The following is an 11,341-nucleotide window of genomic DNA, read 5'->3' on the forward strand; positions in this document are numbered from 1 at the left end:
CCTATGCCCCGACTTCGCGTTCTTGCCTTACTCTGCTCTTTTGCCCTCTCTGCTTGTGGCGCGCCGCAGATCTCTGTGCCCTTGGGGGACGTGACGGCAGCCAATTTCGGTGACCGCAAGCCGTTTGACTGGCCCGGCCAAAGCCCCGACCGCTATGCGGTGCACGGCATCGACGTGGCCCGTTTTCAAGACCCGCTGAACTGGGGCGAAGCACGGGTTTCGGGGGTGAACTTTGCCTTTATCAAAGCAACCGAAGGTGGTGATTTGCTGGACCCAATGTTCCAGAACCACTGGGACGGCGCAGGCCGTGCTGGCGTGGCACGCGGGGCCTATCACTTCTACTATTTCTGCACGACACCCGAAAAACAGGCCCGCTGGTTTATTGAAAATGTGCCCAAAACCGCCGGCATGCTGCCCCCCGTGCTGGATCTGGAGTGGAACCCGTTTTCGCCCACCTGCACACTGCGCCCGCCCGCCGATACCGTACGCCGCAACGCGCAAACCTTCCTGAGCATCCTGCGCGCCCACTATGGCCAGCAGCCCGTCGTCTACACCACGCCCGAGTTTTATGCCCAGAACGACATGGGGCGTCTGCGCGATGTGGAATTCTGGCTCCGCTCCACCGCCGCGCACCCGTCCGAGAAATACCCGAATGAACGCTGGACCTTCTGGCAATATACCAGCACAGGCCGCGTGACCGGAGCGCAGGGCGATATCGATATCAACGTCTACGCCGGCAGCCCCGCCAGCTGGGAAAACTGGCTTTCGCGGCGTCAGGTGCGGTAAGACGCGAAAGCAATCTATCAGGGTGCCACCTTGGACGTTGCAATTATAAAGTGAAGCTGGCACGATTTCTCAAGCGGAAATGGCAGGCACATGGCGACGCGTCGAAACTGGACCGAAGACGAGGTAACAGAGGCTTTGTCGCTGTATCTGCGGCTGCCCTTTGGCAAGTTCCACTCTGGCACACCGCAAATTATCCACATGGCCGAACGCATCGGGCGCACGCCGTCGTCTGTGGCGATGAAACTCTCCAACCTCGCCGCATTGGACGAAACGCTGCCGCAAAAGGGGCTCGCCAATCTGTCAGCGATGGACAGGCAGATGTGGGCGCGATATCGGCAGGATCCCTCCTTTGTATTTGCCGCCTATGAAGCACAGCTTGAGCCGCCAAAGCCCCAGATGGCCGGTTTTTCGGAACAACGGCAAGCAGACTGGATCGCCAAGCAATCAGAGGTCACCCGACGTGCGGTGGTGCAGCGCCGCGGTCAAAGCTTCTTCCGCGAAATGATCCTGAACAACTACCGGTCACGCTGCGCGCTGACAGGGATCGATGACGCGCGTCTTCTGACCGCAAGCCATATTGTCGGGTGGCAGGAGGACAAGGCGCAGCGGTTTTACCCTGAAAACGGTATCTGTCTGAACGCCCTGCATGATCGCGCCTTTGACCGGCATCTGATCAGTTTTGACGACGACTACCGCATGCTCATCGCCGATGACATGCCTGATGAAGCCAAACGCAAACTAACTGCCGGGGTATCGGAAAGCCTGCAACTGCCCGAGCGGTTCCTGCCCGACCCTGCGTATCTACAACATCATCGACAGCGCATGGCCGAGCGGCAGAACAGGCCGCCGCTCGGTTAAGGTCAGGCTTTACCCATCCACGCGGATCGTCGCGTTCTTGGGATCATAAGGACTGTCCTCGACGATCTCGGCGTCCCACAGCTGGTCGAACATCTTGATCTTTAGCTTGGTCCCGACCACGGCGATCTCGGGTTTGACATAGCCCATGCCAATGGATCTACCGAAAGCCACCGAATACCCGCCCGAGGTCAGACGACCCACACGTGTGTCCCCGTGGTATAACACTTCGCGACCCCATGGATCGGCATCTTCTGGCCCGTCAATCAGGATCGTCACACATTTGCTGCGAATGCCATGTGCCTGCATCGCCTCCTTGCCGTGGAACTCTTTCGACAAGTCGACAAAGCGCGGCAGGTCGGCCTCAAGCGGGGTGGCGTCGCGACCCAGTTCATTCCCGAAGGCGCGGTATGATTTCTCCTGCCGCAGCCAGTTCTGCGCCCGTGCGCCGACCAGTTTCATCCCGTGCTTCTCGCCGGCTTTCTCAAGCAGATCGAACAGGTGGTTCTGCATCTCGATCGGGTGGTGCAGCTCCCAGCCCAACTCTCCGGTATAGGCGACGCGGATGGCACGCACGGGCACCATCCCAAGCTCTATGTTGCGCATGGTCAGCCAAGGGAACCGCTTGTTGCTGAGCACCGTTTCGGGATCAGCGTCCTTGATGATCTCTTTCAAGACATCGCGCGATTTCGGACCGGCAATGGCAAAAACACCCCATTGCGTGGTCACATCATGGCATTCGATATAGCCGAACTCGGGCGCTTTATCGGCGATGGCCTTGCGCAGGAAATCGCTGTCATAGGCGGTCCAGGCACCGGCAGACACGAGGTAGTATTCATCCTGCGCCAGCCGCACAATGGTATATTCGGTGCGCGTGGTACCGTTGATGGTCAGCGCATAGGTCAGGTTGATCCGCCCGACGGACGGCAGTTTGTTACACGTGAACCAGCTCAGGAATTCCGTCGCCCCCGGCCCCTTGACCAGATGCTTGGTAAAGGCGGTGGCATCAATCAGCCCCACACCTTCGCGGATCGCCTTGGCTTCCTCTACCACATGCTCCCACCACGCACCGCGCCGGAACGACCGGCTGGCGTGATCGTCAAAGCCCATGGGTGCAAAGTAGTTCGGACGTTCCCAGCCGTTCACATGGCCAAACTGCGCACCACGGGCAGCCTGACGGTCATAGGCGGGCGAGGTCCGCAAGGGGCGACACGCAGGGCGTTCTTCGTCGGGATGGTGGAGGATATAGACGTGCTCATACGCTTCTTCGTTCTTGCGCGCGGCATATTCGGTGGTCATCCAGTCGCCATAGCGTTTGGGGTCCAGTGACGCCATGTCGATCTCGGCCTCGCCGTCGACCATCATCTGCGCAAGGTAGTATCCCGTGCCCCCTGCCGCTGTGATCCCAAAGGAAAACCCTTCGGCCAGCCACATATTGCGCAGACCGGGCGCCGGACCAACCAGCGGGTTGCCGTCGGGCGTATAGCAGATTGGCCCGTTGAAATCGTCCTTCAAACCGGAGTCGGCGCAGGATGGCACACGTTCGGCCATCGCCATATACTGATCCGCAATCCGGTCCAGATCCAGCGGGAACAGATCGGCGCGGAAGCTGTCCGGCACGCCGTATTCAAACCGGGCCGGTGCGCCGTGCTCGTAGATGCCTAGAATCCAGCCGCCGCGTTCTTCGCGCGCGTAGGATTCATTGTCGGCGTCGCGCACAACCGGATGCTCCGGATTGCCTTCGGCGCGCCATTTGACCAGCTCCGGATCCTGATCCATCACGATAAATGTATGTTCTACCGGAATGGCGGGCATCTTGATCCCAAGCATCTGAGCCGTCCGCTGCGCGTGGTTGCCGCTGGCGGTGACAACATGCTCGGCGGTGATCACGACCTGCTCGTCCGAGGGCACTAGGTTGCCGCCCTTCTCGACCATCTTGGTGACGGTGACTTCCCAAGCTTCCCCGTTCCAGTGAAACGCATCGGCCTGCCATCTGCGTTCGATCATCACGCCGCGCTGCCGCGCCCCTTTGGCCATCGCCATGGTGACGTCGGCGGGGTTAATGTAGCCGTCGGTATCGTGATACAGTGCGCCTTTCAGATCGTCGGTCTTGATCAGCGGCCATTTTGCCTTGATCTCATCCGGCGTCATGAAGGTGTAGGGCACGCCACAGGTCTCTGCCGTGGAGGCATAGAGCATGTATTCGTCCATGCGCGCGTCCGTCTGCGCCATGCGCAGGTTGCCGACCACGGCAAAGCCCGCGTTCAGACCGGTTTCTTCCTCAAGCGTTTTATAGAACTTGATCGAATAGTCATGAATGTGCGTCGTCGCAAAGGACATGTTGAAATAGGGCAACAACCCCGCCGCGTGCCAGGTAGAGCCAGAGGTCAGCTCGTCCCGCTCAAGCAGCATCACATCATCCCATCCGGCGCGGGCCAGATGATAGGCAATCGATGTGCCGACGGCACCGCCGCCCACTACCAGTGCTTTGACTTGAGTTTTCATGAATCCGATGCTCCGCCAGAATAGGTCCTAGCGACATTTAGCAGCCCTTGCGCAAAACGCAGAACCCAGCCGACCAAAGACAGCACAAATGCGACCAACGTCGAAAAACTCGCGCATCCGCCGCTTCCAAATGGAAATAAATCCCCGCCGGAGGCATCGCGTCCCTGCCCTAGGCAGGGACCGATTTAGTATTTTGCGCTAACCTGTTACGCGACAGCTTCGGGTAGAATCTTGCCCGGGTTCATAATATTATTGGGGTCTAGCGCCTGCTTGATCGCGCCCATGACATCGACTGCGGCCCCAAGCTCTTTGACCAGATAGGGGCGTTTGCCCTGTCCGATGCCATGCTCACCCGTGCAGGTCCCCTCCATCGAGATCGCGAGCTCGTTGAGCCAGCTGATAAAACTTTCGGCGCGGGCGACTTCATCCGCGTCGTCCATATCCAGCAGCAGCGAGGCGTGGAAATTGCCGTCACCTGCGTGGCCGACGATGGGCGCGATCAGGTCCAGCTCCGCCGCTTTGGCGTTCGCGCGACCGACCGCTTCGGCCAGCCTTGAGATCGGCACACAAACGTCGGTCGCCACCGCCTTGCAGCCGGGGCGCAGGGCCAGCATCGCCCAATAGGCATCATGGCGCGCTTGCCACAGCTTGTTGCGTTCCTCCATCGTGGTGGTCGCCTGATAATCGGTGCCGCCGTTTTCATCGGCGAGCGCTGCGAATGTCTCAGTCTGTTCGACCACCCCCGCGTCAGAGCCGTGGAACTCCAGCAGCAACATCGGCGTTTCGGGTAGCGACAGCTTGGCATAGCCGTTCACCGCGCGCACGACCATCGCGTCCAGCAGCTCTATCCGCGCGACGGGCAGCCCGTATTGGATCACGCTTTGCACCGTTTCACAGGCCGCCTCGACCGAGGGGAAGGAACAGCGGGCAGAGCTGATCGCCTCGGGGATGCCTTGCAGCTTCAGCGTGATTTCGGTGATCACGCCCAATGTCCCTTCAGAGCCCACCATCAGACGCGTCAGATCGTATCCCGCAGATGATTTGCGCGCCCGTGCGCCAGTGCGGATTACCGTGCCATCGGCCATCACCGCCTCGACCGCCAGCACGTTGTCCTTCATCGTGCCATAGCGCACCGCATTGGTGCCCGAGGCCCGCGTCGCCGTCATCCCGCCAAGCGAAGCATTGGCCCCGGGATCAATGGGAAAGAACAGGCCCTGATCCCGCAGATGGGTGTTCAGCGCCTCGCGGGTGACGCCGGGTTGCACGCGGCAATCCAGATCGCCGGCGTTGACTTCGACCACCGCGTCCATCTGGGTGACGTCAATCGACACACCCCCCGCGGGCGCATTCACATGCCCCTCAAGCGAGGTGCCGGTGCCAAAGGCGATGACCGGCACCTTATGCGCGGCGCAGACCTTGACCACAGCGGCGACATCGTCGGTCGAACGGGCAAAGACCACGGCGTCGGGGGCCTGATTTCTGATCCAGGTCGTCGTATGCCCGTGCTGTTCGCGGATCGCTTCGCCCGTCTGGAATCGTTCGCCGAATTGCTGCTTGAGGATACCCAAAGCGGTGTCGATCCCGGTCTCGTTGCGGGGCATGTCGGTGGTCTGTGCCATGTGGTCTTTCCTTTGGTTCAGAATGGGCGATCACTCGCCAAGGGCGATGCCTTCGCGGCGCGGGTCAGCCCCGCCGCGCAGATCATCGCCAATCGAAATCATATGCAAGCCCGAGGTCAGCGCGCGGGTGTTCACCTCGTAGCCAAGCGCGGTCAACGCATCGGCCATCGCGGCGGCGTCGGTGCCTTCTTCTAAGTCATAGGGGCCGAAACGGTTGATCGCATGGGGCAGTGCTGCAGCTTGTTGCACATCCATACCCCAATCCAGATGCGCGATGATCGCGCCCGCGACATAGCCGATGATGCGGCTGCCACCGGGGCTGCCCACGGCCAAAACCGGCGCGCCATCTTTCATTACAATCGTCGGTGCCATCGACGAGCGCGGGCGTTTTCCCGGCTCGACCCGATTGGTAATCGGCACGCCATCGGTATGCGACCGGAAAGAGAAATCCGTCAGCTCGTTGTTCAACAAAAGCCCGCGCACCATCAGGCGGCTCCCAAAGCCGTTTTCGATGGTGGTGGTCATGCTTGCGACATTGCCCATGCTGTCCACGATCGACACATGCGAGGTCGAGGGCAGCTCGATAGAGATATCATCGGCAAAGTTTAAGGCATGGTCAAAAGCGGGCGCGCCCGCGGTGACTTCGGGCAGCGCATCGTCGCCCTGCAACAACTGGGCGCGTTCCGCCAGATAGGATTGGTCGAGCATACCGGTCACCGGCACCGGCACATAATCGGTATCGGCCACATAGCGCCCCCGATCCGCAAAGGCGAGCCGCGAGGCATCGCCGATCAGCCGCAGCACATCTGCGTCCGCCGGTCCGGCGCTCAGGTCCGCGTTTTCCAACAGCCCCAGTATTTGCCCAACGGCCAGCGCACCAGAGGACGGCGGCCCCATGCCACAGACCTCATGCCCGTGATAGGGCGCGCAAAGGGCGTCGCGTTCCTTGACCCGATAGATCGACAGATCGGCCTCTGACAGCACACCGGGGTTGGTGGCCCCTTGGACAGCCCCCACGATGTCGCGCGCAATGTCGCCGGTATAGAAAGCATCGGCCCCGCGTTCCGCCAGCGCTGCAACCGTGCGGGCATAATCGGGATTCTTGAGCGTATCGCCTGCTTGAACCGGCACGCCATTGGGCATGAAGTAATCTGCGGTTGTCGCGGAGGTTGCCAGCCGTTCGGCGTCATCAGCCACCAGCCCCGCAAGGCGTGGGGACACGGCAAAGCCCTTCTCGGCCAGTGCGACAGAGGGGGCCAGCAGCTCGGCCCAGGGCTGGTTGCCCCATTTCTCATGCGCTGCGGCCATCAACGCAGGGGTGCCCGGCGTGCCGACCGACCGCCCGCCAACGACGGCGTCAAAGAACCCCAGCGGCACACCTTGATCGTCCTGAAAGAGTTGCGGCGTGACCGCCAGCGGCGCGGTTTCGCGCCCGTCCAGCGTGGTCAGCTTGCCCGATGCGGCGTCATACCAGACCAGAAACGCCCCGCCGCCCAGGCCAGAGCTTTGCGGTTCAACCAGCCCCAGCATCGCTTGGACGGCGACCAGCGCATCGGCAGCGGTGCCGCCCCGTGCCAGCACATCCGCCCCCGCCTGAACCGCATGAGGGTTGGCGGCGGCGACCATCCAGTTCTGAGCTATGACGGGTTCGCCCGCATCCTTAGCCTCGAAGGCGGCGGTGATCTGCGGCGACATGGCGGTAAAGCTGCCTTGACCGGCACCTTCGGGGGCGACGCTATCGGCGGCCTGTTGCGCGATAGCGGCCCCGCTTACAAAACCGCCTATGGCGATGGCTGTGCAGGTCCGCCCGATGTATTTTACAATGTGATGTGCAAGCATGGTCCCCTCCCCGTTCCGGTGCTCGGGGTCAACCTACTTGTTTTTAGCGCCAGCGCAAATTGAACCGTGCCGGCGCCGCGCCTAAAGCATCGAGGGTACGACCTGATCCGGCGGACGGTGCCCGTCTTCGAAGGTCTTGATGTTGATGATGACCTTCTCGCCCATCTCGACGCGGCCCTCTAGCGTGGCCGACCCCATATGCGGCAAGAGCACGACATTGGTCAGCTCGCGCAGACGCGGATTGATGGCTGTGCCGTGTTCATAAACGTCCAGCCCAGCCCCTTGCAGCTCCCCGGCGCGCAGCATCCGCGTGAGGGCATTTTCGTCGATAACTTCCCCCCGAGAGGTGTTTACGATCACCGCATCCGGCTTCATCAGTTTAAGCCGGCGGGCGTTCATCAGGTGGAAGGTGCTTGGGGTGTGGGGGCAGTTGATGCTCATCACGTCCATCCGCGCAACCATTTGATCAAGGCTTTCCCAATAGGTCGCGCCTAGGCTCTCTTCGATCTCGGGGCGCAGGCGGCGGCGGTTGTGGTAATGAACCTGCATCCCGAACGCGGCAGCGCGGCGCGCGACAGCTTGACCGATACGCCCCATCCCTAGAATGCCCAAGCGACGGCCGCTGACACGCCCCCCAAGCAACGCGGTCGGGGCCCAGCCCTGCCAGTCGCCTGACTGCATCTGCGCCATCCCTTCGGACATGCGCCGCGTCACGGCAAGAATCAGGGCCATGGTCATGTCTGCGGTGTCTTCGGTGAGCACACCGGGGGTGTTCGAGACCAAGATACCGCGCTGCCGGGCCGTCATCACGTCAATATGATCGACGCCCGCCCCGTAGTTCGCGATCAGTTTAAGCCGGTCCCCCGCCTGCCCGATCAGGGCCGCGTCAATTTCGTCGGTCACGGTGGGCACTAGAATATCCGCGGTTTTCATGGCTTCGCCCAGTTCAGAGCGGGTCATCGGCGTGTCATCATCGCGCAACGTCACATTGAACAGTTCCGTCAATCGCTTTTCGACGACTTCCGGCAACCGTCGCGTGACTACAACACTTAGCGGTTGCTTTGACATTGTGGGCCTCCCAAATATGGCTTTGCACTGTGCTTGATGGCATGGTGTCCCAAGCAGAGACGAGGCACAAGAACCTCGCAGGGCAAAACTGCATTAAATCAACGGCAATAGACCAGACAGGCAGTCATGATACCGAAGTTACGTTCCGTCCTTTTAGGCGCTTTTGCAGCTGTTCACCTGTTCAGCGCCCCCGTTTATTCGGAGGAGGTCGGACAGGTGACGAACCTGCCGGTGCCCCGCTTTGTGTCTATGAAAGCCAGCGAGGGGAATGTGCGGCGCGGTCCTTCGCTGACGCACCGGATCGATTGGGTGTTCAAACATCGCGACCTGCCCCTGCGCATCACGGCAGAGCACGGCCACTGGCGCCGCGTCGAAGACCGCGACGGCATGGGCGGCTGGGTCCATTATTCCCTATTATCCGGCACGCGCACCGTTTTGGTCGAACAGGACCGCCTGCAATTGCGGGCGCGTCCCGACCCAAAGGCCCCTATCGAGGCAGAACTTGAACTGGGCGTGATCGCGCGGCTCGGGGCATGCGACCTTGAATGGTGCTACTTGCGGGTCGACGGCTTTAAGGGCTGGGCCCCTAAGGCGCGGCTGTGGGGCGTGGGCGCGCAAGAGCTGCGCGACTAGCCCTGCAATTGCACATGGCGCGATCTTGGGCTTAGGTGACGCAACACCTTACCCAGCGATCAGGAGCCCCCATGCAAGCAGTCACCTATTCAACCCTTGGCGAAGCGTGTGATGTGCTGACCCTGACCGAAATGCCAACCCCTGCCCCAGCCGCGAACGAAGTGCTGGTCCGGCTGTCAGTATCGGGGGTAAACCCCTCTGACGTGAAATCCCGGCGCGGCCGCCCCGGCGTGACCCATCCGCCGTTCGATCAGGTGATCCCGCACAGCGATGGCGCCGGCGTGATCGAAGCAGTCGGCGCAGGTGTGGACCCCGCCCGCGTCGGCCAGCGCGTCTGGATCTGGAACGGACAATGGCAGCGGCCTTTCGGCACTGCCGCGACACATATCGCCCTGCCACAGGCGCAGGCGGTACCGCTGCCCGATGACGTGAGCTTTGAAACAGCGGCCAGCCTTGGCATCCCCGGATTGACCGCAGCCCATGCGGTATTCAACGGGGGGGATGTCGCCGGACAAACACTTCTTATTCAGGGGGGCGCGGGCACCGTCGGCTATCTGGCGGTACAATTCGCCACTTGGGCCGGCGCACGTGTCATCGCCACCACCGGGCAAAGCGGGGCCGAACGCGCAAAGTCCGCCGGTGCCGATGTGGTGGTAGATTATAGTGCGACCGATCTGGCGCAACAGGTGCTGGATGCCAACGGTGGCGCACCCGTCGACCAGATCATCGAGGTAGAGTTCGGCGCAAATATCGCGCTGGATGCCGAAGTGATCAAACCCAACGGGCGCATCGCGGCCTACGGGTCTGCCAAGGTGATGGAGCCGACACTCCCTTTCCTGCCCCTGCTCTTCAAGGCGGTCACCATCGACATCATCCTCGTCTACCTGCTGACCGAAACCGAACGTGCCTTGGCAATCGAAAAAACCCACCAGGCATTAGCCGACGGCGCGCTGCACTGTCCGGTAGAGCAGACATTCGCATTATCGGACACAATCAAAGCACACGAGGCCGTTGAGGCCGGTGCCCGCGCCGGTGCCATTTTGATCGACTGCGAGGGCTGACAGCGTTAGCGCACGGCATACCCCGCGCCCCTGCAGCGGAGGAGACGGCGGGGGTGCGCCCCCTCGTCCCTTTCCGCGCGATCAAATTTTGTCTCAATAGCGCGATATTAGGAGGCGTTAGGTTCCCTCCGACGGCGTAAAGCCGTTGAACACCGCCAATAAGGCACAGCCTGCGCCGCCCGAAACGCGGATCAAAAATAAATTCCGAGATTCTCCTCACTTTTTCTCCAGAAAGGTATTGCACCCCCCCGCACTCCGGACTAATTACGCCCACACGTTGGGATGTAGCCAAGTGGTAAGGCAACTGTTTTTGGTACAGTGTACCGTAGGTTCGAATCCTACCATCCCAGCCAACTTTCTTACTCACACTCGAGTTAACAAAGACTTAACCAAGTCTGGCACGTCGTGTGTGTCACAGTCTCAAACTGCTGTGACACAGAGTGTGACACATGGCCTTGCGCGCTATGCCCAGCAGCAGCGCGTTTCAGTCCGCGGAAACCACCGACGAAAACCTAAATATCGAGCCGGCCCCTACCTGTAGAGCGAAGGAAATGCTGGCAGAACAGGGCTTTTAATCCGGAAGACCAAAGATGTGTCCGGAAGAAGCCGGATCACTATCCAGCCTTATAAATATGACGATTGGTACGGGAGGGCGTTGTTGCAGGGACCCCCGGTCGGCTGATATTGGGTGCGTTCTGTTCGTTTCAGGATGCTGTAAATGCCGTACAAGTTCAACGCCGATCGGCGTGACAAAATTCCGAAGCAAAGGCATCGAGTAACAAACTGGGCCGAGTATAACGAAAGCTTGCGGCGGCGTGGTGATCTGACGGTCTGGATCAGCGAAGACGCACTTTCCTTGTGGTCGGCGCCGCGCCGTACCACGCGCGGCGGACAGCCGCACTACTCTGACTTGGCGATCGAGATGTGCCTGACGCTGGGTCTAGTTTTCAAGCAGCCTCTGCGTCAAACCCAAGG

General features: G+C 60.9%; 9 protein-coding genes and 1 tRNA gene. 6 read left to right on the forward strand and 4 right to left on the reverse strand.

Annotated elements, in window-relative coordinates:
- Window positions 1–3 precede the first annotated feature (3 nt).
- A complete protein-coding gene (locus BLQ98_RS16445; protein ID WP_093734328.1) occupies window positions 4–786 on the forward strand; it encodes a glycoside hydrolase family 25 protein in 783 nt (260 codons plus the stop codon).
- A 90-nt stretch (window positions 787–876) separates the two neighbouring features.
- A complete protein-coding gene (locus BLQ98_RS16450) occupies window positions 877–1,644 on the forward strand; it encodes an HNH endonuclease (protein ID WP_093734329.1) in 768 nt (255 codons plus the stop codon).
- A 9-nt stretch (window positions 1,645–1,653) separates the two neighbouring features.
- Here the strand turns inward: BLQ98_RS16450 and BLQ98_RS16455 are convergent, their stop codons facing one another.
- From BLQ98_RS16455 to BLQ98_RS16470, 4 genes are all read right to left on the reverse strand, one after another.
- Window positions 1,654–4,146, reverse strand: coding sequence for a GcvT family protein (locus BLQ98_RS16455; protein ID WP_093734330.1), 2,493 nt, complete (start codon window positions 4,144–4,146; stop codon window positions 1,654–1,656).
- Between the two features lie 206 nt (window positions 4,147–4,352).
- The gene (locus BLQ98_RS16460) at window positions 4,353–5,765 is read right to left on the reverse strand and encodes an FAD-binding oxidoreductase (RefSeq protein ID WP_093734331.1); all 1,413 of its coding nucleotides are present in this window, start codon (window positions 5,763–5,765) and stop codon (window positions 4,353–4,355) included.
- A 30-nt stretch (window positions 5,766–5,795) separates the two neighbouring features.
- On the reverse strand, window positions 5,796–7,604 hold the full coding sequence (gene ggt / locus BLQ98_RS16465) for a gamma-glutamyltransferase (protein ID WP_093734332.1): 1,809 nt from the start codon (window positions 7,602–7,604) through the stop codon (window positions 5,796–5,798).
- Between the two features lie 81 nt (window positions 7,605–7,685).
- Window positions 7,686–8,672: a 2-hydroxyacid dehydrogenase gene (locus tag BLQ98_RS16470; protein WP_093734333.1), complete on the reverse strand. Its 987-nt coding sequence runs from the start codon at window positions 8,670–8,672 to the stop codon at window positions 7,686–7,688.
- A 126-nt stretch (window positions 8,673–8,798) separates the two neighbouring features.
- Here BLQ98_RS16470 and BLQ98_RS16475 point away from each other — a divergent pair, with 126 nt between their 5' ends.
- From BLQ98_RS16475 to BLQ98_RS16490, 4 genes are all read left to right on the forward strand, one after another.
- Complete coding sequence (locus BLQ98_RS16475; RefSeq protein WP_093734334.1) at window positions 8,799–9,305, forward strand: SH3 domain-containing protein; 507 nt, start codon at window positions 8,799–8,801, stop codon at window positions 9,303–9,305.
- Between the two features lie 71 nt (window positions 9,306–9,376).
- Window positions 9,377–10,366 (forward strand): NADPH:quinone reductase, encoded by a 990-nt coding sequence (locus BLQ98_RS16480; RefSeq protein WP_093734335.1) that lies wholly within the window; start codon window positions 9,377–9,379, stop codon window positions 10,364–10,366.
- A 278-nt stretch (window positions 10,367–10,644) separates the two neighbouring features.
- Window positions 10,645–10,719, forward strand: a tRNA-Gln gene (locus tag BLQ98_RS16485).
- Window positions 10,720–11,084: 365 nt separating this feature from the next.
- Window positions 11,085–11,341 (forward strand): transposase (locus tag BLQ98_RS16490; protein ID WP_208596089.1); only part of this gene is annotated, 257 nt, incomplete at its 3' end.

The sequence above is a fragment of the Sulfitobacter litoralis genome (genome assembly GCF_900103185.1).
Classification (GTDB): domain Bacteria; phylum Pseudomonadota; class Alphaproteobacteria; order Rhodobacterales; family Rhodobacteraceae; genus Sulfitobacter; species Sulfitobacter litoralis.